This window comes from Sphingomonas sp. TREG-RG-20F-R18-01, assembly GCF_022662475.1.
Lineage (GTDB): Bacteria > Pseudomonadota > Alphaproteobacteria > Sphingomonadales > Sphingomonadaceae > Sphingomonas.
Map to the genome: position 1 here is coordinate 883,584 of NZ_JAKNQQ010000001.1, position 23,734 is coordinate 907,317.

The window sequence follows — 23,734 nt, forward strand, 5'->3', positions numbered from 1 at the left end:
CACGTTGACGCGGTGAAGGGCGGAGTGATGAATCCCCGTCACCCCGGCGGAGGCCGGGGCCGCCAAGTTTGCCGTTTTCCCGCGAAGGCGGGAATCCAGAGCCAAGCAGAACAACGACTTGCAGTTCTTGCGACTCCTGGACTCCCGCGTTCGCGGGAGAACACCAAAGGTTTCGCAAAGGTCGCGCCCACTCCGGGGTGATGCGTGTACTGCGGCTGCGCCAATCTGCGCCCCCCGCCCCCTCAAACCAGCGCGAGCAACGCATCCCGCTTGGCGATCAGCGCGGCCATGTCCCCCTCGGGCACCACCCCCGCAACCGTTGCCATCGCGCGATCGAGCCGGTCGCGCGACACTGCCGCCATCTCGCCGAGCCGCCCCGCGATATCGATCATCTCGTCCATCCGTGCCCAGCAATCGAGGACCAGGTCGCACCCCGCGGCGATCGCTCCGGCGGCCTTGTCGCCCGCGCTCCCCGACAGCGCCTTCATGTCGATGTCGTCGGTCATCAACAGGCCATCGAAGCCGATCCGCTTGCGGATGATCTCCTCGATGACGATGGGCGAAAGCGTGGCGGGTCGATCGCGATCCCACGCCTCGAACACGATATGCGACGTCATGCCCATTGGGGCGTGCCTGAGGCTGGCAAAGGGCTGAAGATCGACGGCAAGCTCCGCATCCGTCGCGGTGACGGTCGGCAGGTGATAGTGCGTGTCGACCCGCGCCCGCCCGTGGCCAGGCATATGCTTGACCACGCCGACGACGCCCGCAGCCTGCAGCCCATCGAGGATCGCCCGCCCCATGGCGGCAACGCGCAAGGGTTCGGAGCCCAGCGCCCGGCTGGTGATCGCCTCGGTCGTGTCGGGCTGCGCGACGTCGAGCAGCGGCAGGCAATCGACCGTGATCCCGACTTCGGCGAGCATCAGCCCGATCGCCTGCGCGTTCACCTTCGCCGCCTCGATCGCGGAGATCGGTGCAATATCGTAGAGCGCGTCGAACGCGGGTCCGGCTGGGAATTCCGGCCATTTGGGCGCGCGCATCCGCGCGACGCGGCCGCCCTCCTGGTCGATCAGAATTGGCAGGTCCGCCCGCCCCGACACAGCCCGGAGACTGTCGGTCAACGCGCGGACCTGGCTTCGGTCCGCGATATTGCGCTTGAACAGAATATAGCCGGCGGGCTCCACGGCGCGGAAAAAAGCGCGTTCGTCGGGCGTAAGGGTCAGGCCGGACAGGCCGAAGATGACAGGCTTCATGCGCCCGTCCTATCGCCCCGTGCCCGCCGCGTCACCCCGGTGCCGCGTCAGATCCTGGGAACGAAGCACGCCTGGCCGGCCGCCGCCAGCTTGCCACACAGGCTGGTCGCTTGGCCCGCGCTGCCGGCATTGACGCGCAGTCGGTAGACGGTTCGGCCATTGACCTGCGCCATCTGTACCGATTTGCCCAGCGGTGCGAGATAGCCGAAGCGCCTGGCGATCCGCGTCCAGCTCTCGTTGGCGTCTGCCTCGCGGTCGAACGAGCCAAGCTGGACGACAGCCCCGCCGGACCGTTCGCCCGAAGCGGTCGGAATCGCGGAAATCGCCTTGCTGGAACCTGCGTCGATCTTGGTGGGCACCACCTTCTTTCCCGCGATCGGCGTTTCGGGCGCGGCCGCCATGTCGATCGAGGAATTGCCCATGCCGACGCCGTTGCTCGTCGCGATCGCAGTATCCCCCTCGCCATCGACCACCATTCCACCGGGCTCGGTCGGACGGATCTTATAGTCGCCAGCCGGTGCAGCGATCAGCGCGCCGTTGCCGTTGATCCCCCGGTGGGTGTCCCAATAGCGGTAGCCGAGGATCGCGACTGCAACCAGCAGGAGCAGGGCGACGATGATCAGCACGATCCGGATAACGGGCGTGCGGCCGTCGTTGACCTGCTCAACCGTCTCCAACCACGGCAGCCGGTCGTTGTCGCGCATCTCCCGCTCGCTCAGCGCCATCAATTCATCTCCTGCACCGCCTGGACGCCCATGATCCCCAGGCCATTGCGAATGATCTGCCCGATCCCCTCCGCCAAGAACAGCCGCGCGCACGTAACGCCCGGGTTGTCCGCCAGCAGGAAACGCCGGTCCGGGCGATCGTTGCCGACATTCCATAGCGCATGGAGCGAAGCCGCCAAGTCATAGAGATAGAAAGCAATTCGATGCGGCTCGCGCGCCGCGGCGGCGGTGTCGACGATGCGCGGGAACTGTGCCGCCAGCTTCACCAGTGCAAGGTCTTCCGTATCAAGCCGGGACAGGTCGACCACGTCGCAGGTGATTCCCGCCTCGGTCGCGCGGCGGTGCAGCGACGCGATCCGCGCGTGGGCGTAATTCACGTAGAAGACGGGGTTGTCCTTCGACGCCTCAACTACCTTGGCGAAGTCGAAGTCCATCTGCGCATCGGCCTTGCGCGTCAGCATGGTGAAGCGGACGACGTCCTTGCCGACTTCATTGACGACATCCGCGAGCGTGACGAAATTTCCCGCGCGCTTCGACATCTTGATCGGCTCGCCATTGCGCATCAGCCGCACCATCTGGACCAGCTTGACGTCGAACCGCGTCTTGCCCCCGGTCAGCGCCTGCACCGCCGCGACGATCCGCTTGACCGTCCCCGCATGGTCGGCACCCCAGATGTCGATCAGCGCGTCGGCGGTCTGCGCCTTCTGGTAATGATAGGCGAGATCCGCGCCGAAATAGGTCCACTGCCCGTTCGACTTCTTGATCGGGCGATTCTGATCGTCGCCGAACTGGGTCGAGCGGAACAGCGGGAGCACGACCGGCTCCCAATCCTCAAGCTCCTGCCCCTTGGGCGCTTCGAGCACGCCGTCATAGATCAGGTCGCGCGCACGCAGATCGTGCTCGGCCGCCTCGGGCTTGCCCGCCGCCTGAAGCTCGGCTTCCGACGAGAACAGGTCGTGATGGATGCCGAGCTGCGCGAGATCCGCCTTGATCAGCACGAGCATCGCCGCAACCGCGCGGGTGCGGAACAGCACGAGCCATTCGCCCTCGGGCTTGCCGACGTACGTATCGCCGAATTCGGTCGCGAGCATCTGCCCGACGGGGACGAGATAGTCGCCCGGATACAGGCCCTCGGGGATTTCCACCGTCTCGCCGAGCGCCTCGCGGTAGCGCAGGTGGACCGAGCGCGCGAGCACGTCGACCTGCCCGCCAGCATCGTTGACATAATATTCGCGGATGACCTTGTGCCCGGCGAACTCGAGCAGCGCCGCGAGTGCATCGCCGACGACCGCGCCGCGGCAATGCCCCATGTGCATCGGACCCGTAGGGTTGGCCGAGACGTACTCGATGTTGACCGTCGTCCCCGCACCACGGTTCGACCGGCCGTAATCGCCGGCGGCGTCGTGGATCGCAGACAATTCGGTCCGCCACGTGTCGTCAGTGAGCGTCATGTTGATGAACCCCGGCCCCGCGACCGACACGCTCGCGACCTCGTCAAGCGCCTCGAGATGCGCCGCGATCTTCTCCGCCAGCGCGCGCGGGTTGGTCTTGGCGGGCTTGGCCAGCACCATCGCGGCGTTGGTCGCGAGATCGCCATGCGTGATGTCGCGCGGCGGCTCCACCGTCACGTTCGCGCGCGACAGGTCGGCGGGCAGATCGCCCGCGGCGACGAGAGCATCGAGCGCCGCATCGATGTGCGCGGCGAAACGGGTGTAGAGGGTCATGATCGGTCCGGTCTTGTCAGCGAGCGCGGCGCATAGCCGAGTTGCGCGCGCGGGGCAAAACATCGCGCATATCGCGACAAAAGCAACCGGCCACCATCATCAGTGATTGATTACGCTGCGACACCTTGCCTACCATCGCGGCAACATCTTCTGGAAAGGTCGCTCATGCATTCCAAGTCACTCCTGCTCGCCGCCACAGCGGCGTTGTTCGCGCTTACCCCGGCCATAGCGCAGGACAAGGCGGCGGCGCCCGCGGGCGGCGACATTTCCAAGACCTTCACCCCGCCAGAGACCGGCCGCGACTATGTCAAGCGCGAGGCGATGATCCCGATGCGCGACGGGACCAAGCTCTACACCGTGATCGTCTACGCCAAGGGCCTGACCAACGCACCGATCGTGCTGACGCGCACACCCTATAACGCCAAGGGCCGCGCCAACCGGACCGACAGCACGAGCGAGCTGTCGACGCTGCCGCTCGCCGACGAGATGTTCGTCAAAGGGGGCTACATCCGCGTCTATCAGGACATTCGCGGCAAATACGGCTCGGAGGGCGATTACGTCGTCACCCGCCCGGTGATCGGCCCGCTCAACAACACCAAGGTCGATCACACGACCGACGCGTACGACACGATCGACTGGCTGGTGAACAAGGCGAACCTGCCGCAGTCGAACGGCCGCGTCGGGATGATCGGCTCGTCCTACGAGGGGTTCACCGTCGCGATGGCGCTGCTCCACCCGCACCCCGCGCTCAAGGTCGCGGCGCCGCAGAGCCCGATGGTCGACGGCTGGATGGGCGACGACTGGTTCCACTATGGGGCGTTCCGCCTGCCCAACATCGGCTGGCTCGGGTCGCAGACCGGCTACAAGGGCGCCGGCAAGTCGCCCCCCTCGGGCGGATACGACGATTACGACAATTTCCGCACGATCTCGGCGGGCGATTGGGCGAAGAAGTCGGGCTACGACCAGCTTCCCTACTGGAACCGCATGGTCCAGCATCCCGCCTATGACAGCTTCTGGTCGGGCCAGGCGCTCGACACGTTGCTCGCCGCGAGCCCCTCGAACGTCCCCACGCTGTGGGAACAGGGCCTGTGGGATCATGAGGACATGTGGGGCGGGATCCACGCCTATGAGGCATTGGTGAAAGCGGGCCACCAGTCGAACAACTATCTGGTGATGGGCCCGTGGCGCCACAGCCAGGTCAACCGCGACGGCCGCACGCTCGGCCCGCTGACGTGGAACGGCGACACCGCGCAGCAATATCGCGAGGACATGGTGCTGCCCTTCTTCAACCAGTATCTGAAGGACGGCCCCGCCGTCACCCTGCCCGCCGCCGCGATCTACAACACCGGCGCGAACCATTGGGACAGTTTCCCCAAATGGCCGTTGTCCTGCGACAAGGGCTGCGACACGCCGCTGACACCGCTGTATCTCCAGGCGGACAAGGGCCTCGGCTTCCAGCGGGCGGCGAACGGCGGGGACAGCTATGTCTCCGATCCCGCCAACCCCGTCCCGTACCTGCCGCGTCCGATCAATTTCGAGGACGGCCGCTGGGGCGACTGGCTGGTATCCGACCAGCGTTCGGTCGACGGCCGCACCGACGTGATGAGCTATTCGACCCCGGTGCTGACCAAGACGGTCAAGGTCTCGGGCGTGCCATGGGCGGACATCTTCGCCAAGACGACCGGATCGGACGGCGACGTCGTGGTCAAGCTGATCGACGTCTATCCCGACGAGGTCGCGAGCAACCCCAAGATGGGCGGCTATCAGCTCGCGATCAGCCTCGACATCTTCCGCGGCCGCTATCGCGACAGCTTCGCGAAGCCGACCGCGATTCCGGCGAACAAGACGCAGGAATATCGCTTCCGCCTGCCCGCGGTGAACCACGAATTCCTGCCGGGTCACAAGATCATGGTGCAGGTGCAGTCGTCGCTGTTCCCGGTCTATGACCGCAACCCGCAGACCTTCGTTCCCAACATCTTCCTGGCGAAGCCCGGCGATTACAAGAAGGCGACCGTGACGATCCAGCACGGCAGCGTCGGGGCAAGCGCGGTGTTGCTGCCGGTGGTGGCGCAGTAAGCGACCTTCAGACGACGCTTCCCCCTTTAGACTACGCTTCCCCCTTCAGACTACGCTTCCCCGGCGAAGGCCGGGGAAGTGAAGGTTTGGGACGTGAAGGGTTTGGGACGCGAAGCGGTGGAGAACAGCAACGGTGCTACACCAGCCCCGCCACCGCCGCCGTTCCCTTGGACGACGGGAACAGCGCAGCCATCGCCTTAGCCGGCTCCACCCCGAAATGCCCCGCAACTGCGCCACCAATAAACGCGTCGAGCTGCATCGTCGGCCGCAAATCGCGCCCCTCGAACAGCGCGGCCTGCGCCAGCCCCGGCCAGTCGGCCAGCACCCGCCCGCCGCGCACCGCGCCGCCGAGCAACATCGCCGAACTGCCGGTCCCGTGATCGGTCCCGCCGGTCCCGTTGACCGCGACGGTCCGCCCGAACTCGGTCGCGACCAGCACCATAGTATCGTTCCATAGCGGCCCGAGCCCGGTCTGGAGCGCGCCGATCATCGCATCCAGCCCCTTGAGCTGCGCGCTCAACCGTCCACGCTGCCCGGTATGCGTGTCCCAGCCGCCGGTCTCGATCATTGCGATCCGCGCGCCGTTGGCGGGCGCCATCAGCCGCGCGGCGAGTGCGCCCGTCGCGGCGGCATTGGCCCCACCGCCCGCCGCCAGATCCCCGGTGAGCGCACGCGTCCCCATCGCCTCGCTCCACAAGGCGTGGAGCTGGCTGTCGCCCTCGTACAGCATCGAGACGCGCTGCATCAGATCGTCCGAAGCCTGTGGCAGGCTCGACGGCGCGTAGGACGAGACGTCGTTTGGCCCGCGCAACGCAAGCGGCACCGTGGCCGATACCGCGATCGCCTTGGCCTGGGTCGGCGGCAGCACGCCGAGCAGCCGGTTCATCCAGCCGTCCTTGAGCTGATACGCCCCGGTCCCGCCGCTCTCGAGCACGTTCTGTCCGTCGAAATGCGAGCGATCGCGATAGGGCGACGCGACCGCATGCGCGAACACCGCCTGCTTCCTCGCGTACAGCCCCTGCAGCGTCGTCATCGTGGGATGCAGCGCGAACATCGAATCGAGCTTGGGCGCGCTCGCAAAATCCAGCGCGAGATCGCCCCGTGCCCCCACGAAGGCCGGGTCGCCGACGGGCGCGACGATCCCGAGCCCGTCCGCCGCGCCCCGCTGGATGATGAAGACGAAGCGCTTGTCGGTCTCCGCCTTGGCGAACGCCATGCGTGGGCTGAGTGCGGCAAACACGGCGCCGGCGACGCCGGCACCAAGGAACGAACGACGATCGTACATGGCGATTACCTCCGCAGGAATTCGGGCGTGACGAGCAGCAGGGCGAGCGCCTGCGCCGGGCTCTCGCAATTGGCGAGCGCGGCCTGGGTCGCGGGGCTGACCGCTCCGGGCAGCACCTTGGGTGCCAGCGCGCGTGCATCCACGTTCGCCGCGCGCGACGCGAACCGTTCCGCCGCCTCGACCCGGCGCAGCACCGCGTCGGGCCCCGCCCAACTCGCGGCAATATCGTCGTAGCCGATCGGCTGCCCCGGCTTCCAGGTCGGTTGCCCGAGCTGATTGAGCAGCCCGACCATCGCCTGCGGTTCCGCCGTCTTGACGTTCAGCGCGCGCATCGACGAGATCGTCCATTCCCACGGCGTCTTGAACTTGAGCGGGCGCTCGACCCAGACTTCGGGCGCGGCGATCAACGCGCGATAGACGGTCGGCAAGTCGCCGCCTGACGAAAGGAAGGCGGTCTGGAGGCGCGCGACGAGTGCGGGCGGCGGGGCGTCCCCCGCAAAATGCCGCGCGAGCTTTGTCATGACATGCGTCGCAGTGGCAGGTGCGATCGACACGTCCTGCAGAACCGCACGCGCCTGGTCGACGCCACCGGCCGGATACCGCTTGCCCATGATCGTGCGATCACCCGGCTCGTGGATCGGCGCTGCAAAGATGAAATCGCCCGGCAAACCGTCCATTCCCGCAGCGGCCGCCCCCGGACCCCGTCCGATACCCGCGACGGTCCACCCCGTCATCGCGCGGGCGAATTCGGTAACGTCCGCCTGCGTGTAGCCGGTCCGCACGCCAAGCGTGTGCAGTTCCAGGATCTCCCGCGCGAGATTTTCGTTGAGACCGACCTTCCGATTGCCGCGCGCCGCGATCTGCAGCCCACGCGGAGAGGTGGGCCCGACCGACACCGCCTGATCCAGATACAGCAACATCGCGGGGTGCTGTTCCACCGCGATCAGCATGTCACGGAACGTCCCCAGCACATGCGGGCGGATCGCCTCGAACTCGAGCGTCCCCGAAAGGCCGATGATTTCGAGCTTGTCCGCCGAAACCGCGAAATGGTTCGCCCAGAAATGGACGAGCCGCTCGACGAACGGCGTGTCGGTCACCAGCGCATTGGTCGCGCGCGCGCCGACCGCGCCAGCGTAATCCTCCCGACCGGTGCGCTGCGCAAACTGCCGCGCCTGTTTCATCGCGTCATCCTGCCCGCCCCCGGCCACGGGGGGCACAGCCATGCCCGGCTTACCCGGCAGCTGCATCGGCATCATGCCCGCAGCCGTCGGCGCAGCTATCGGCGGCCGATTGCCCTGCATCATCCGCAGGGACCGCTGCTGCCGGAAATAGTCAGCCAATTCGGCGGACACGGCGGCGCTCGTCGGTGCATTGGCGATGACATCGGGATGCGGGTCATAGGTCGTCAACTGGCCGGTCAACCAGCCGACGGGATCCGATGGAACCGGCTGATCGCCACGTGCTCCGAGCCCGAACCGATTAAGCGCAATACTTGCCTTGGTCACGCGAACTGTCCCGATCCTGAGTCGTGAAGCACGGTATGGACCTGCTTTGTCGCAAGACTATGCCTGTGCGCCTACCCCCACGGTCACGCAGGCAACCGGTCGCGCGGGCTTGGCGCTTGGGACGAATGCTGCAGCACGATATCGTCGCGCCGTCGGGTTTGGAAAGGATGCTGACCGGCGACGGTGCGCGAGCGCGAAGTCGCCGTGCGCCGAAGGTCCGTTAGAAGCCGTCTGGAAGATCGATCGGGCCGACCGCTTCGCGATACCGCGAAACGGCATACCGGTCGGTCATGCCGGCGATGAAGTCGGCGATATGGCGGCTGCGCCATGGTTCGTCGTCGGGCAGGGACGCCGCCCAGTCGCCAGGCATCAGCGCGGGGTCCGCCCGATAGGCGGCGAACAGGCTGGAAACGATGCCCTCCGCCGCACGCGCCGCTTCGAGCTGGCGCGGATGATGGTAGAGGTTGGCGTACATGAAGCGCTTCAGCGTCCGCTCGTCGTCCCGCATCGCATCCGAGAAGCCGACCAGGCATCGCCCGGCGGCGCGGACATCCTCGATATCGCCGATGCCGTCGAGCCGACGCTGCGTTTCCGCGATCAAATCGTTGACCATGGTGCCGATCTGCGTGCGGATCAGCTCGCCGATCAGGCGGTCAGGCGCCACGTCCGGGAACCGGGCGCGGACGCCATCCCATTCGCGTGCCACCACCGGCACTGCCAGCAATTGCTCGCGCGTCAGTAACCCGGCCCGCAATCCGTCATCGATGTCGTGATTGTCGTAAGCAATATCGTCGGCGATCGCCGCAACCTGCGCCTCGAGGCTCGACCAGCGGTGCAGGTCCAGCGGGAAGGCGGCGTCGCAGTCCGCCAGGGCCCAGCCGGGCTTGGTGATCGGCCCGTTGTGCTTGGCCAGCCCCTCGAGCGTTTCCCATGTCAGGTTGAGCCCTTCCCACCGGGGATAGGGACTGTCGATCCGCATGAGCGCGCGCAGCGTGTGCCCGTTGTGATCGAACCCGCCCTGCGCCGCCAGCGCTCGTTCCAGCGCATCCTCGCCCGCATGGCCGAACGGCGGATGGCCGATATCATGCGCCAGCGACAGCGCCTCGGTCAGGTCCTCGTTCAGGCCAAGCGCGCGCGCGATCGTCCGAGCGATCTGCGCGACCTCCAGACTGTGGGTGAGCCGGACCCGGAAATGGTCGCCGTCGGGCGCCATGAAGACCTGCGTCTTGTGGCGAAGGCGACGAAAGCTGATCGAGTGGACGATCCGGTCGCGATCCCGCTGGAACGCGTCGCGCGGTCCTCGCACCGACGTGGCAACCGCCCCGGCCGGTTCTTCGTGGAGACGGCCGCGGCTCTGCTCCGGGCGGCTCGCCCAGCGCGCGGGTATGTTCATTTGGCAGGCAACTTCGTGACTTTCTGGCCGGCTTCGCTGGCAAAGACGAAGCCCGACATGCCCTGTTTGGCAAGACTGTTGACGAACGCCTGCGCCTCATCCTCGGTCTTGAACGGGCCGGTCAGGATTCGATTGGTCGCACGCTGCGGCGTGGCATAGCCGACACGCCCGCCGAGCGCCTTGGCGTTCTTCGACTTCAGCTTCGTCCATTGTTTCGACAGGTCGTTTTCGTTGGCCCCGCCGGCGACCTGCACCCAATAGCGCTGCGGCTCGAGCAGCTTCGGATCGTTCCTGCGTTTCTCCTCGGCCTTCTTGGCGTCGGCGAGCTTCTTCGCATCCGCGGCTTTCTTGCCCGATTTGTCGAGCCGGTCGCTTCTGGTCCCCTTGCCGGGTGTCGCGCTGCCGTCCGTCTCCTCGGTGCTGTCGACCTTGCCGTGTCGGTCCTTCAGCGTCTTCTTGTCGGCCGGCCCCTTGCGGGACGTGGCGGCTGTCTCCGGCGGCTGATCGTCCTCAACCGGCGGCTTGACGATAGCCTTCCGCGCGATCGTCCTGCGGTCCGCCATCGCCGTGTCCGAGCGCGCCGTATTCGCGCCCGCGCTGTCGGTTTGCCCCTGGTGCAGCGCACGGTCGCGCACGGCACCCGACATGCCATGCGGCCGAACGGCGACGGGCTCGGCACCAAGCGGACGGCTCGGGATCGCACGCTGGATCGGCGGTGGCGTCGTTACCGCCATGCGCTCGGGCGCAACGCCCAGCTCAGCGCCTGGCACGTTGATATCGGCGATGATCGCGGCGAGGATCGACTGCTCGCTGCGCATCGGCGCCGGCGCAGCGACAGCGGGGGCTGCGGCCACGCCAACGACCGGGGCGACTGCGACTGCCGACACCGGCGGTGGGGATGACGACGGCGGCGGAGCCACGGTAGCCGTAGCGGCCGGCATCGCGCCGCTGACGGGCACCACCGTGACGGGTCGATACGGCGGCGTCGCGCTCACTACCGGGAAGGACGGAACCTCTGCTCTTGGCGGGATCGTCCCCGATGAAGGTGCTGCCTGGACGGATGTCGGTGTGGGTGTGGGTGTCGCAGAAGCCGCGTTGGCCCGCTGCGTCGGCGTGAGCGCGCCATACACGGTCGCTGCCGGTGGTCGCGCCAGACTCGCTGAAGCGGTTGCCGGAGGCGCGCCACGATAGGGCGTTACCAGCGTCGATGATCCAAGCGCCACCGACGATGGCAGAGACGCAGCGCCAGGCTGCGTCGGAACCGATGGGCTTGGCACCGCCCGCGCGAAGCGCGTCGTCGCTTCGGGCGTCCGCAGCGCGTTCGCCGCCGCCAGATTGGCGGCGCGCGTGCCGCTCGATGCAGGACGGCTGACGCCTTGATAGCGTGGTCCCTGATACGGTGCCTTCGCCATTACCGTCTGTGCGACATAAGCGGGCGGGGCCGGTAGCGGCACGACCGGCGGCGTGGTTGCGGCGACGATCGTGTCCCGCTGACGTTCCTTGCGCGACCGTCGATCCCTGCGCGCCGGAACGGCGACGGCGCTGGCAGCTGGCGTGGGGCGGCTCATCGCCGCGACTTCGACCGGCGCGCTCGTGTCCGGACCGAGCGCAGCCATCGGTGGCGCCATGCGCGCGTCGGCGATCCGCGTGGGCGAGGCGCGCACTTCTCCGAAGTGAACCGCGAACGCACGATCCGCCGGGCGCAACGTCGGCAGAAGGTCAAAGAACGGCTGGAGCCCCTGCGCCATGCCGGCGGGCATCATCGTCGTCGCGATCCGCTCGGCGCCGGGGCGATCCCCGCCCATCGCCAGGATGAAGGCACGCGAACGCCATGCGCCGCGATCGCTCTTGCGGAGCAGCGGTTCGATTTCCTTGAGCGCGAGCTCACGCTTGCCCGATATGCCGAGCGACAGCGCATAGCGTCGGCGCGTCTCGTCATTTTCGACCGCTCGTAGCGCCAGGCGGTAATCGCGCTGTGCGCGCTCCTGCTCGCCGAGCAGATCGTAGGCCAATGCCCGATCGGCAGCGAAAGTGCGAACGTCCCCACCAAGGGACTCCGCTTCCGCAAAATGCCGGAGCGCTTCGCCTGGACGCTCCGCGCTGACCAGAAGGCTTCCCTCACCCGCCTTCACCCGGGCGTTTCGCGGATCTATTCGTGAAGCGCGCGTGAAGAAGGCCGCGGCAGCCGTGTCGTCACCCAGTTTCAGGGCGAGCTCGCCCGCGCGCACCAGCGCCTGGACGTTATTGGGATCGGCGGCCAGCAAGCGGATTTCGCCGGCGAGACTGTCCGCGTCGCTCACCGGCTGAACCGTGGTCGACGTGCCCGTGGGATAAGGCGAAGGATAGGCCAGCGGTCGGGAAGGCTGGACCTGTGCAACCCCTGCCCCGCTCGCGGTCAGGGCGATGATGGAAGCAGCAAGGCGAACGGTGCGCATGAACTATCCTAAAGCCCGTCGCCGCTGAACCGGCAATGACGGGCTGCCTCGGCTTGCGCCAAAACGAAACGGATCGGAGGCGGGTGGCAAACGTCGATGCGCGGCCCGGGGTCGACTGCCCCTGCCGCACGCGCCTGGGCCGTGCGGCAGGGGAAGGTGTTACTGGTTGTTCTGCCGATGCAGGAACCGCGGGATATCGAGCGGATCCTTGTCGGACGAGGGTTCGTCCTCGCGAGCCGCACCCCGGGAAACGCTCGACATGCGCTCGAACAACGTACCGCCGAGCTTGACGCGCGGCGCGGGAGCGACCGGCTCGGCCGCTGCCGGAACGGGCGCATCTTCCGAAACCGCGGCCCCGGGCGAGAGCCAACGGCGACGTGTCGGCGCGTCGGCCGGCGTATCGTCGCTGGCGGGCGCGGGCGCCTCGACATCGCCGTAGACGCGCTTTGCCGGCGGCATCGCTGCTTCGCTGCCGAGGACGAGCTCATCGGACTCGGGCGGCGCGCTGGCTGCGACCGGAGCGGGCGCAGCGGCCACAGGGGCTGCAGGCGCAACCGACGCCGCGGGGGCAGGCGATGGCGTCGGCGCCTGCGCAGGCGCGGCGGTCGCAGCGGCGGAGGCGGGCTCGTCACTCTTCTTGCTGGCGGAGAAGCTGAAAGCCCGAGCGGCGGGCGCCTGAGCTTCGGCCGGGCGCGCTTCCGCCTCTATACCGGTGGCGACCACCGAGACGCGGATCTTGCCCTCAAGGTCGGGGTTGAACGCCGAGCCCCAGATGATGTTGGCGTCGTCATCGACCAACTCGCGAATATGGTTCGCGGCTTCGTCGACTTCGAGCAGGCGCATGTCGTCGCCGCCGGTGATCGACACGATGACGCCCTTCGCGCCCTTCATGCTGACGCCGTCGAGCAGCGGGTTGGCGATCGCCTTGGACGCCGCCTCGATCGCGCGATTGTCGCCATCGGCCTCGCCGGTGCCCATCATCGCCTTGCCCATTTCCTGCATCACCGAACGGACGTCGGCGAAATCGAGGTTGATGAGGCCGGGCATGACCATCAGGTCGGTGATCCCGCGAACGCCCTGCTGGAGGACCTCGTCCGCCATCTGGAACGCTTCCTTGAAGGTCGTGTTCGCGTTCGCCACCAGGAACAGGTTCTGGTTCGGAATGACGATCAGCGTGTCGACGTACTTCTGCAGTTCCTCGATGCCCGCTTCGGCGCTCTTGGCGCGACGCGTGCCCTCGAAGGCGAACGGCTTGGTCACGACGCCGACCGTCAGGATCCCCATGTCCCGCGCCGCCTTGGCGATGACGGGTGCAGCACCGGTGCCGGTGCCGCCGCCCATGCCGGCCGCGATGAAGCACATGTGCGAGCCTTCGAGCATCTTGGTGACCTGCTCGATCGTCTCCTCGGCCGCCGCACGCCCGATCTCGGGACGCGAACCGGCGCCGAGCCCCTGCGTGATCTTCACGCCGAGCTGGATCTTGTGGCTCGCCGCCGACTGCTTGAGCGCCTGCGAGTCGGTGTTGGCGACGAGGAACTCGACGCCTTGCACGTCCGCGCGCATCATGTTGGCGATAGCGTTGCCGCCCGCGCCGCCGACGCCGATCACCGCGATGCGCGGCGTCAGTTCGTCGACTTCGGGGGGCAGAAATTCGATGCTCATGTCCCAGTCTCCAACGGGCAGCTACGGCCCGACGCACTCATTACTTCAAAGGCGGTTCTGCACCATCGCTGCCATGCGTTCCAGCGCGAACCGCCCGTTCGTGTCGTTATTGTTTAATAATTTGCACGGGCTGCCGCCATCAGGCGACGAATCACCGCAAATCCCTTCGGACGGTGCACGAGCTGCTGCTTGCTCGACAAGGCGCGCAGGTCGATCGGATCGGCGGCGGCATAGAAGGCCAGACCTGCAAGCGTCGTGAACGCCGGGGTGGCGTGTGCTTCCGGCAGGCCCGTCAGACCACGTGGCCGACCGATCCGGACCGAGCGGCCGAGCGCCGCCTGCGCGTAATCGGCGATGCCCTTGAGCTCCGCGCCACCCCCGGTCAGCACGACCTGCCGCCCAACCGGGCCCTCGAACTTGAGGTCCTTGAGCGCCTTGGACACTTCGCCGATCAAATGGTCGAGCCGCTGGCGGATGACCGCGATCAACTGCGCCTTGGTGATGCGCGTCCCGTCGCTCGCGTCTTCCTCGGCGGAAATCGGGGCGACGTCGATCATCTCGTGATTGTCGCGCGGCGACGCATTGGCCGAGCCGTGGACGCACTTCATCCGCTCCGCCTGCGCGCGGCGCGTGCCAAAGGCCGAGGCGATGTCGTCGGTAATGTCCTGCGCGCCGATCGGAATCGACATCAGCCCGACGAGCATCCCGCCCGCGAACAGCGAGACGTTGGTGATCCCCGCGCCCAGTTCGACCAGGGCGACGCCAAGCTCGCGCTCCTCGTCGCTGAGGCACGCCATTCCGGTTGCGACCGGCGAGGCGATGATCGACTTCACTTCGAGATGCGCGTTGGCGACGCACAGGCCAAGGTTGCGGACCGGCGACCCATCGGCCGCGACGACGTGAATGTGAACCCCGAGCCGGTCGGCGTGCAGCCCGAGCGGACGCTTCACCCCAGTGAGGCCGTCGAGCGTGTAGAGCGCAGGCTGCGCATGGAGAACCATCCGCCCCGCCGGATCGATCGAATCCCGCCCGGCCTGGAGCAACGCATCGATATCGGTCTGCTCGACCCGGTGCCCGCCCAGCTCGAACTCGATCGACGCGACGTCGGACACCAGTCCGCCCGCCGAGAAGCTGACCCAGACGTTCTCGATGTTGAGACCCGCGATCCGCTCGGCCTGCTCGACCGCCTCGCGCACCGCGACTTCGGTCGCGGCGGCATCGGCGATATAGCCGCGCTTGACGCCCTTGCTCTCGCGCTGGCCGGTGCCGAGGACGATCAGTTCCCCGCCATCGCCCTTCTGCGCGATCATCGCCGACACCTTCGACGATCCGATGTCGAGTGCGGTGATCAAACCTTCCGGTGCGGTTTTCGCCATGCCCTTACCCCTGTTCCCGCCAACCCTTAACGCAATCGGTTAAGCCTGTGAATCCGTGCTCGTTCTTTTTAACGCCGTCAGCCGCGGCGCGCTGCTTTCGGAAGCCGCCGGGCTCGGCGTCGCCGATGGCGCCGCGGTGGGTGCCATGCCGGGCGCGGCCCCGGGGTCGGTGATCGCCTTGTTCGTCGTCACCCCGGGCTTGCGCGCCACCAGCCGCGTCGGATCGCGCATGTCGAACCCGAGCCAGCCCTTGCCGAGCAGCGGCCGGACCCCGTCGAGCTGCGCGAACTTGACCAGCGCCTTCGCTGCCTCGGTATCGCCCTCTGGCAAGGCGAGCGTCTCGCCGGTCTCGAAGGTCAGCGTCCAGCGCCGGTTGCCGACCCAGGTCGCCGCCTTGACCTGCCCCTTCAGCGCGGGCGCCGCGTCGAGCAGGGTGCGGTAGGAGACCTCCTGTTCGTTCGCATGCGGGCCGATCACCACCGGCAGATCGGGCATCGCCTGCGGGTCGACCGGCTCGAGCCACGTCCCGTTCGCGGCGATCAGCGCAAGCTGCCCCTTGTTCTGCCAGATCGCGCTCGGCTGGCGCTCGATCACATTGACCAGCAGCGTGTCGGGCAAGCGCCGCGAGACATGCACGTCCTCGATCCAGCCGCTGTGCGAGACGAGGTCCTGACGGATCTTCTCGAGGCTGACGAGCGGCATCGCCATCGACGGCTGGTTCGCCGCGATCTTGTAGATGACGTTGTGGTCCATCCGGTTAAGCCCGGTGATCTGGATGTTGGTGACCTTGAAGCCGGCATCGCCGATCCCCTCGCCGATCGCGGTGCCGATCGCGCCGGGGATCCCGAAAAACGACGCGAGCGCGATCAGACCCGCACCGACCACGCCGGTGATCGTCCAGGTCGCGGCCTTGCGCAGCGTCGCCTCGCTCACCGGAAGCGCGGTGATCGCGCGGTCGATGACCGAGGGCTTGGCGGCTTGCTTCCGCTTGGGCTGGACCGGGCGGCGGACGGTGCCGCGCTTGATCGTGCCGCTCATGGAGAACCCGCCTTCGCCGCTTTGTCCTTGAGCGCCTCATCGATGATGATCTGGACGAGCTGCGGATAGTCGATCCCGCAATGCCGTGCCTGTTCGGGGACGAGGCTGAGCGCGGTCATCCCGGGCTGGGTATTGACCTCGAGCAGGAACAGCCCATCGACGCCCTGCTGGTCATCCCAGCGGAAATCCGAGCGCGACGTGCCCTTGCAGCCGAGGAGCCGGTGCGCGTCGAGCGCGATCCGCTGGCAGGCTTGCGCGATCTCGTCGGGGATGTCGGCGGGAAAAACGTGTTCGGTCAGCCCGTCGGTGTATTTGGCGTCGAAATCGTACCAGCCGGTCTTGGGCTTGAGTTCGGTAACGCCGAGCGCCCGGTCGCCGAGCACTGCGGTCGTCAGTTCGCGGCCGCGAATGTACGGTTCGGCGAGCAATTCCTCGAATTCGGTCCACGGCCCCGCCACGCCGCGCGCGATCGGGTTGCCGTAATTGCCTTCGTCGGTGACGATCGCGACCCCGACCGACGAGCCTTCGTTGACCGGCTTGAGCACATAGGGGCGCGGCAGCGGGTCGCCCTCGTACAGCGACTCCGACTTGACGATCCGTCCGCCCGGCATGGGGATACCGCCGGGGACGAGCAGCAGCTTGGTCAGCTGCTTGTCGATTGCAATGACCGACGTCGCGAGACCGCTGTGCGTATAGGTCAGCCCCATCAGGTCGAGCAGCCCCTGGACGGTGCCATCCTCTCCCGGCGTACCATGGAGCGCGTTGAACACGACGTCGGGGTTCGCTTCCGCGAGCCGCGCCGCGACGTCCTTGCCCATGTCGATCCGGGTGACGCGGTGGCCGAGCGATTCCAGTGCGTCGGCAACGCCGGTCCCCGACTTGAGCGAGACTTCGCGTTCGGCCGATGGACCGCCCATAAGCACGGCTACGTGGAGTTCGCTCACAACCCGTCACCCCGACCCGCTGGATTTCCCACGTCAATTCAACCCCCGATTGTGCCTTCACGCGATCCCGAACCTCTTCCCCCAGCGCCTCGATCTCGGCGCTGGACGCCGCCCCGAGGTTGAGCAGAAAGTTGCAATGTTTCTCGCTGACCTGCGCGTCGCCGCGCGTCAGCCCGCGACACCCGGCGGCGTCGATCAGCGCCCACGCCTTGTGGCCCTCGGGGTTCTTGAACGTCGACCCGCCCGTGCGCGAGCGGAGCGGCTGCGACGCTTCGCGCTCCGCGGCGATGCGGTCCATCTCCGCCTGGACCACGGCGGGTTCCTCCGGATGCCCGCGGAACGTCGCGCTGACGACGACGCAGCCTTCGGGCAGCGTCGAATGCCGATAGCTGTACCCAAGCTCCCCGACCGACAGCACCCGCCGCTCGCCAGACCGCAGCACGATCTCGCATTCGACCAGCACGTCCCTGGTCTCGCATCCGTAGGCGCCGCCGTTCATCCGCACGAACCCGCCGACCGTGCCCGGGATCGAGCGCAGGAACTCGACCCCGCCGATCCCGGCGTCGCGCGCCGACGAGGATACCAGGATCCCGCTTGCCCCGCCTCCGCACACCAGCGTCGTCGCGTCGATCGCCGCGACCTTGGCAAACGGCTTGCCGAGCCGGATCACCACGCCCGGTACCCCGCCATCGCGGACGATCAGGTTCGAGCCCAGCCCGAGCGGCATCACCGGCACCGAAGGATCGAGCGCCGCGAGGAATTGTGCCAGATCCTCCGCATCGCTCGGCTCGAACAGCCAGTCGGCCGCGCCGCCCGACTTGAACCATACGAGCGGCGCAAGCGGTGCATGCCGCGTCAGACGACCGGCTACGATCGGCATCGGTTCGGCCGTGGCTGCCGTCGGATCCTGATGCGCCGCCTCAGGCACGCGCCGCCTCGATCGCGCCGGCAAGACCCGCCGCCCATTTCGTGATGTCGCCAGCACCAAGGCACACGACCATGTCCCCGGCCTGGACCAGCGGGGCCAGCACCTGCGCCAGCGCGCCGGCGTCGGCGATCGTCGCCGCCGAGCGATGCCCGCGCCGCTTGATTCCCTCGACCAGCGCGTCCGCGTCGACACCCGCGACCGGCTGCTCGCCCGCGGCATAGACCGGGGTCACCAGCACCATGTCGGCATCGTTGAACGCGCCCTGGAACTCCTCCATCAGATCGCCCAATCGCGAATAGCGATGCGGCTGCACCACCGCGATCACGCGGTTGCGCACGCCCTCGCGCGCCGCGGCGAGCACCGCGCGGATCTCGACCGGATGATGCCCGTAGTCGTCGATCACCGTGACGACCCCGCCGGGCACCACGATTTCGCCGACCTTGGTGAAGCGCCGCTTGACCCCGCCGAACTGTGCGAACCCCTGCTGGATCGTCGCGTCCTCGATCCCCAGTTCGAGCGCGACCCCGATCGCGGCGAGCGCGTTCTGGACGTTGTGGCGGCCGGGCATCGGCAGCTCGATTCCCTCGATCGAGCGGCTCGTCCCGTCGCGGTGGCGGATGATCACCTCGAAGCGGTTGCCGCCCGGCACCGGCGTCACGTTGACCCCGCGCACGTCGGCCTGCGCCGCGAAGCCGTAGGTCACGACGCGCCGGTCACGGACGCGCGGGATGATGTTCTGGACCTCGGGGTGATCGAGGCACAGCAACGCAGCACCATAGAAGGGCACGTTCTCGATGAACTCGACATAGGCGTTCTTCGCATGCTCGAAGCTGCCGTAATGGTCGAGATGCTCGGGATCGATGTTGGTGACGACCGCGATCGTCCCGTCGAGCCGCAGGAAGCTGCCGTCGCTCTCGTCCGCCTCGACCACCATCCAGTCGCTCGCGCCGAGCCGCGCGTTCGAGCCGTAGCTGTTGATGATCCCGCCGTTGATCACGGTCGGATCGACCCCGCCGGCGTCGAGCAGCGCGGCGACCATGCTGGTCGTCGTCGTCTTGCCGTGCGTCCCCGCGACCGCGACGGTCGATTTGAGCCGCATCAGCTCGGCCAGCATCTCCGCGCGCCGCACCACCGGGATGCGGCGTTCGAGCGCGGCCTCGACTTCGGGGTTGCCGCGCTTGATCGCGGTCGACGTGACGATCACCGCCGCGTCGCCGAGATTGTCGGCGTGGTGCCCGATCGCGACCGGAATGCCCTTCTCGCGCAGCCCCTCGATGACATAGCCCTCGGCCACGTCGGACCCCTGCACGCTGTAGCCGAGGTTCTTCATCACCTCGGCGATGCCCGACATGCCGATCCCGCCGATGCCGACGAAATGGATCGTGCCGATGTCGGTTGCGACACCCTTCATGCGAATGCTGCCTTCTGACTGGGTTTGCGCGGTCGCGCCGCGCCGATCGGCATGTCGCCGTGAGGATTGACGAGGCTCTCGACCAGATCCGCGAGATCGCTCGCCGCTTCGGGGCGACCGCACGCGCGCGCCCGCGCGGCGGCATTCTGCAACGCCGCCGGGTCAAGCCCGAGCTTCTGCATCTGCTTGGCGAGTTCCACCGGCGTAAAGCTGCGCTGGTCGATCGTCCGCGCGCCCCCCGCCTGCGTCATTTCGCGTGCGTTGACGGTCTGGTGGTCGTCGGTCGCCGACGGCAGCGGCACGAGGATCGCAGGCCGCCCGGCGCAGGTCAGCTCGGCCAGCGTCGAGGCGCCCGCGCGCGCGATCACGACATGCGCCCACGCCAGCTGCTCGGGCAGGTCGGGCAGATAGGTCGCGAGGTCCGCCGCGATCGACAGCTCGGCATATTTCGCGCGGCAGGCGTCGATATCCTCGATCCGCGCCTGATGCGTCACCTGCAGCCGCCGCCGGAATGCGAGCGGCAGCAGCGACAGGCCGTCGGGGACGACCTGGCTCAGCACACTCGCGCCCTGGCTGCCACCGGTGACGAGCACGCGGAAGATCCCGTCTTCCTCGAGCAGCGGATACGGTTTGGCGCGCAGCGCCAGCACCGCGTCGCGCACTGGGTTGCCGACGAGATGGGTCTTGGCGCGCATTCCCGGCTTGAGCCGCTCGACCTCGGCATAGGAGGTGGCGATCGCATCGACCTTGCGCGCGACCAGCCGGTTGACCCGGCCCAGCACCGCATTCTGTTCGTGCACCGCGGTCGGGATGTTCTGGTTGAACGCGCCGAGCAGCGCGGGGAGCGCGGGGTAGCCGCCGAAGCCGATCACCGCGTCGGGGCGGAAGCTGCGGTACAGCTGGATCGCCATCGCGCGGCCCTTCAGCATCGCCGAGGCCGCCTTGGCATAGCCGATCGGCCCACCCCCCGGTCGCCCGGCGGGGAGGATATGCGTCTGGATCCCCTCGAACAGGCCGGAGAAGCGCACGCCGCGCTCGTCGCTGATCAGCGCAACATGATGGCCGCGGCGCATCAGTTCGGTCGCCAACGCCGCCGCGGGAACCATGTGCCCGCCGGTCCCCCCGGCGGCCAGTACGAAATGTCTCGCCACGCTCATTCGCCGCTCCATCGTGCGATATATTTGGATCGCATGACGAACGGATTGCGTCGGGTAAACGCCAGCAGCAAGCCCATTCCGATCGACAGCGCGACCAGCGACGACCCACCATAGGAAATGAACGGCAGCGTCATTCCCTTGGAGGGGGCGATCCCGGTGTTGACCGCCATCGAGATGAGCGCCTGCACGCCGAACTGCGTCGCCAGCCCGGCCGCTGCAAAGAGCCGGAATTCGTCCTGCTCGTCCAGCAGCTTGACGAACACGCGCACGACGATCGCGAGGAACAGCAACGCGATGATGACGCAGGCGATCAGCCCGAATTCCTCGCCGATCACCGAGAAGATGTAGTCGGTATGCCCCTCGGGCAGCCGGAACTTCATCGTCCCGCCGCCCGGCCCGGTCCCGCGCCAGCCGCCCGCGGTGATCGTGTCGTGTGCGGCATTGGTCTGGTAATGGTCGGCCGCGCCGACGCCGTCATGGTCCGGGAACAGGAACGCGTTGATCCGCGCACGCGCCGTACCGTAGAACATATAGGCGGCGGTCAGCCCGGCGGGGACCGCGGCGAGCAGCCCCGCGATGATCCTGGGCGACGTCCCCGAGATCAGCAGCAGCGCCATCCACACCGTGCAGAACACCACCGTCTGCCCGAAATCCGGCTGGAGCATCAGCAGCACCGCGACGAGCGCGGTCATCCCCGCGGTGATCGTGACCACGGGAAGCGATTCATCCTGCGCCCGCATCGACAGCACCCAGGCGGCGGTGACGATGAAGAAGGGCTTGAGGAATTCGGATGGCTGGAGCAGCGAAACACCGAGATTGAGCCAGCGCGTCGCGCCGTTCTTCTCGACGCCGAACACGGGGACCAGCATCAGCAGGACAAGGCACGCGACCGTCCCGATCAACGCCATCCGCCGCGCGACCGGAACCGGCAGCATCGATACGGCCAGCAATACCGGGAGCGACACGCCGACCCACGCCAGCTGCCACCACAGATAGAAGAGCGGCGCGACGTGGTGCTTTTCGTCCGAATAGCGCGTCGCCGCGGCGGGCGACGCCGCACCGACCGCGACCAGCCCGACCGCGATCAGCAGCAGCGTCAGCAGCAGCAGCATCCGGTCGATATCCCAGAACCACGTGCCCAGCGGCGACCGGTCGCCGCGTCCGCCGCGACCCTTCATGCTTTTCCACAATTTCGGCGGGCTATTGCTCATGTCGTTCACGCGAGCGCCTCGACCAGAGTGCGGAACTGGTTCCCACGATCCTCGAAATCACGGAACTGGTCGAACGACGCACATGCCGGCGACAGCAGCACCGTATCGCCGGGGGCGGCGCTGCGCGCGGCGGCGGCGACCGCGGTGGCGAGATCGCCGCAGTGTTCGACCGGCACCTTCCCCGCGAGGATCGCGGCGAAGCGCGGGCCGGCGGCGCCGATCGTATAGGCGCTCGCGATATGCCCGAACTGGGGCGCGCAGGCGTCGAGATCGTCGGACTTGGCTTCGCCGCCGAGGATCCAGTGGATCCGCTCGAATGCGGCGAGCGCGGGGGCGGTGGATTCGGGGTTGGTCGCCTTGCTGTCGTTGACCCAGGCGACGCCGTTGTGCGTGCGGACGCGCTCCATCCGGTGCGGCAGGCCGGTGAAGCTGCGCAAACCCGCGTCGATCGCGGCTTCGGCGACGCCGAGCGCTTGCGCCACCGCGATCGCGGCGAGCGCGTTCTGGGCGTTGTGCGGGCCTTGCAGCGACGGCCAGCGCGACTGGTCCATGCACACGCCGGGTGCGATCTTGGTGAGCTGCTCGCCGCGCGCGGACAGGCTGCGTGCGATCAGCGCGGAGGGGGTATCGCCGATCCCGATGATCGCGGCGTGCTCGGGCGACTGCATCGCGAACAGCCGCGCCTTGGACGCGGCGTAAGCCTCGAACCCGTCGTAGCGGTCGAGATGATCGGGCGTGACGTTGAGCAGCACCGCGACGTCGCAATCGAGGCTCTGCGTCAGGTCGATCTGGTAGCTCGACAATTCGAGCACATAGACGCCGCCTTCGGGCAGCGGCTGCTGCTCGAGGATCGGCAGGCCGATGTTGCCGCCCATCAGGCTGGGGATGCCTGCCGTTTGCAGGATGTGGTGGACGAGTGCGGTGGTGGTCGACTTGCCGTTGGTGCCGGTGATGCCGACGACCTTGTGGCGCGGCAGGGTGCTGCGCGCTTGGGCGAAGAGTTCGATGTCGCCGAGGATGGGGACGTTCGCTGCGCGTGCTTTCTCCGCCACAGGATGGCGGTTGAGGGGGACGCCGGGGGAGACGACGAGGGCGTTGAAGGCCGAGAGGTCGAAGGTTTCGGGATCGTGGAACTCTATAAGCCCCTCCCCTTCAGGGGAGGGGTTGGGGGTGGGGGAAGTCTCACCGAGACCTGCGCCTGGTACAGCCCCACCCCAACCCCTCCCCTGAAGGGGAGGGGCTACAGAAAGAAGAGCGTCTCGCCTTGCCGCGCTGGAATCCCACGCAACGACCTCCGCGCCGCCCGCAACCAGCGAACGCACAGTCGCCACGCCCGACCGCGCGAGCCCCAGCACGGCGTAACGCCTCCCAGCCCAGGTCGGCGAAATAATCACAGCAGCACCACCACAGGAAAAAGCCCCTCCCCTTCAGGGGAGGTGTTGGGGGTGGGGGACGTCTCTCCGAGAGCAGCGCCTGGTACAGCCCCACCCCAACCCCTCCCCTGAAGGGGAGGGGCTAAAGAAAGAAGAGCGTCTCGCCTTGCCGCGCTGGAATCCCACGCAACGACCTCCGCGCCGCCCGCAACCAGCGAACGCACGCTCGCCACACCCGACC

The 23,734-nt window shown here is 67.7% G+C and carries 16 protein-coding genes and 1 pseudogene; 1 reads left to right on the forward strand and 16 read right to left on the reverse strand.

The genetic code is table 11. The annotated features are described in order from the left end of the window. Positions 1 to 242: 242 nt before the first annotated feature. Genes L8K25_RS04530 through argS form a run of 3 tightly spaced genes read right to left on the reverse strand, consistent with a single transcriptional unit; the run spans position 243 to position 3,699 of the window. Positions 243 to 1,250 carry a glycoside hydrolase family 3 N-terminal domain-containing protein gene (locus L8K25_RS04530; protein WP_242137693.1) on the reverse strand — a complete coding sequence of 336 codons (1,008 nt, stop codon included), beginning with the start codon at positions 1,248 to 1,250 and terminating at the stop codon, positions 243 to 245. A gap of 47 nt (positions 1,251 to 1,297) precedes the next feature. Beyond that, a complete protein-coding gene (locus L8K25_RS04535) occupies positions 1,298 to 1,975 on the reverse strand; it encodes an SPOR domain-containing protein (protein ID WP_242137694.1) in 678 nt (225 codons plus the stop codon). Beyond that, positions 1,975 to 3,699 (reverse strand): arginine--tRNA ligase, encoded by a 1,725-nt coding sequence (gene argS, locus L8K25_RS04540; RefSeq protein WP_242137695.1) that lies wholly within the window; start codon positions 3,697 to 3,699, stop codon positions 1,975 to 1,977. The genes L8K25_RS04535 and argS overlap by 1 nt, the downstream gene beginning before the upstream one ends. Positions 3,700 to 3,864: 165 nt before the next feature. On the opposite strand from argS, the gene L8K25_RS04545 reads away from it, so the two are divergent. Next, complete coding sequence (locus L8K25_RS04545; protein WP_242137696.1) at positions 3,865 to 5,775, forward strand: CocE/NonD family hydrolase; 1,911 nt, start codon at positions 3,865 to 3,867, stop codon at positions 5,773 to 5,775. Between the two features lie 136 nt (positions 5,776 to 5,911). On the opposite strand, the gene L8K25_RS04550 is transcribed toward L8K25_RS04545, so the two are convergent. The 13 genes and pseudogenes from L8K25_RS04550 to murD form a co-directional block, all read right to left on the reverse strand. Further along, a complete protein-coding gene (locus L8K25_RS04550) occupies positions 5,912 to 7,060 on the reverse strand; it encodes a DUF1501 domain-containing protein (protein WP_242137697.1) in 1,149 nt (382 codons plus the stop codon). A 5-nt stretch (positions 7,061 to 7,065) separates the two neighbouring features. After that, positions 7,066 to 8,565, reverse strand: coding sequence for a DUF1800 domain-containing protein (locus L8K25_RS04555; RefSeq protein WP_242137698.1), 1,500 nt, complete (start codon positions 8,563 to 8,565; stop codon positions 7,066 to 7,068). 220 nt (positions 8,566 to 8,785) lie between these two features. Continuing rightward, positions 8,786 to 9,958: a deoxyguanosinetriphosphate triphosphohydrolase gene (locus tag L8K25_RS04560; protein ID WP_242137699.1), complete on the reverse strand. Its 1,173-nt coding sequence runs from the start codon at positions 9,956 to 9,958 to the stop codon at positions 8,786 to 8,788. After that, the gene (locus L8K25_RS04565; RefSeq protein WP_242137700.1) at positions 9,955 to 12,393 is read right to left on the reverse strand and encodes an SPOR domain-containing protein; all 2,439 of its coding nucleotides are present in this window, start codon (positions 12,391 to 12,393) and stop codon (positions 9,955 to 9,957) included. Before L8K25_RS04565 ends, L8K25_RS04560 begins: the two co-directional genes overlap by 4 nt. Before the next feature lie 159 nt (positions 12,394 to 12,552). Then, positions 12,553 to 14,055: a cell division protein FtsZ gene (ftsZ, locus tag L8K25_RS04570; protein WP_242137701.1), complete on the reverse strand. Its 1,503-nt coding sequence runs from the start codon at positions 14,053 to 14,055 to the stop codon at positions 12,553 to 12,555. Positions 14,056 to 14,168: 113 nt separating this feature from the next. Continuing rightward, a complete protein-coding gene (ftsA, locus tag L8K25_RS04575; protein ID WP_242137702.1) occupies positions 14,169 to 15,431 on the reverse strand; it encodes a cell division protein FtsA in 1,263 nt (420 codons plus the stop codon). Positions 15,432 to 15,470: 39 nt separating this feature from the next. Beyond that, complete coding sequence (locus L8K25_RS04580) at positions 15,471 to 16,469, reverse strand: cell division protein FtsQ/DivIB (protein ID WP_242137703.1); 999 nt, start codon at positions 16,467 to 16,469, stop codon at positions 15,471 to 15,473. Next, the gene (locus L8K25_RS04585) at positions 16,466 to 17,413 is read right to left on the reverse strand and encodes a D-alanine--D-alanine ligase (protein WP_347341138.1); all 948 of its coding nucleotides are present in this window, start codon (positions 17,411 to 17,413) and stop codon (positions 16,466 to 16,468) included. Before L8K25_RS04585 ends, L8K25_RS04580 begins: the two co-directional genes overlap by 4 nt. A 7-nt stretch (positions 17,414 to 17,420) precedes the next feature. Further along, a pseudogene (gene murB / locus L8K25_RS04590) lies at positions 17,421 to 18,293 on the reverse strand (UDP-N-acetylmuramate dehydrogenase); the annotation flags it as partial. Positions 18,294 to 18,333: 40 nt separating this feature from the next. After that, positions 18,334 to 19,752, reverse strand: coding sequence for a UDP-N-acetylmuramate--L-alanine ligase (murC, locus tag L8K25_RS04595; RefSeq protein ID WP_242137704.1), 1,419 nt, complete (start codon positions 19,750 to 19,752; stop codon positions 18,334 to 18,336). Continuing rightward, positions 19,749 to 20,909: an undecaprenyldiphospho-muramoylpentapeptide beta-N-acetylglucosaminyltransferase gene (murG, locus tag L8K25_RS04600; protein ID WP_242137705.1), complete on the reverse strand. Its 1,161-nt coding sequence runs from the start codon at positions 20,907 to 20,909 to the stop codon at positions 19,749 to 19,751. The genes murC and murG overlap by 4 nt, the downstream gene beginning before the upstream one ends. Then, positions 20,906 to 22,120, reverse strand: a complete 1,215-nt coding sequence (locus L8K25_RS04605) for a putative peptidoglycan glycosyltransferase FtsW (protein WP_242137706.1) — start codon at positions 22,118 to 22,120, stop codon at positions 20,906 to 20,908. The genes murG and L8K25_RS04605 overlap by 4 nt, the downstream gene beginning before the upstream one ends. Before the next feature lie 5 nt (positions 22,121 to 22,125). Further along, entirely contained in the window at positions 22,126 to 23,514 is a 1,389-nt protein-coding gene (gene murD, locus L8K25_RS04610; protein ID WP_242137707.1) for a UDP-N-acetylmuramoyl-L-alanine--D-glutamate ligase, read from the reverse strand. Positions 23,515 to 23,734 lie beyond the last annotated feature (220 nt).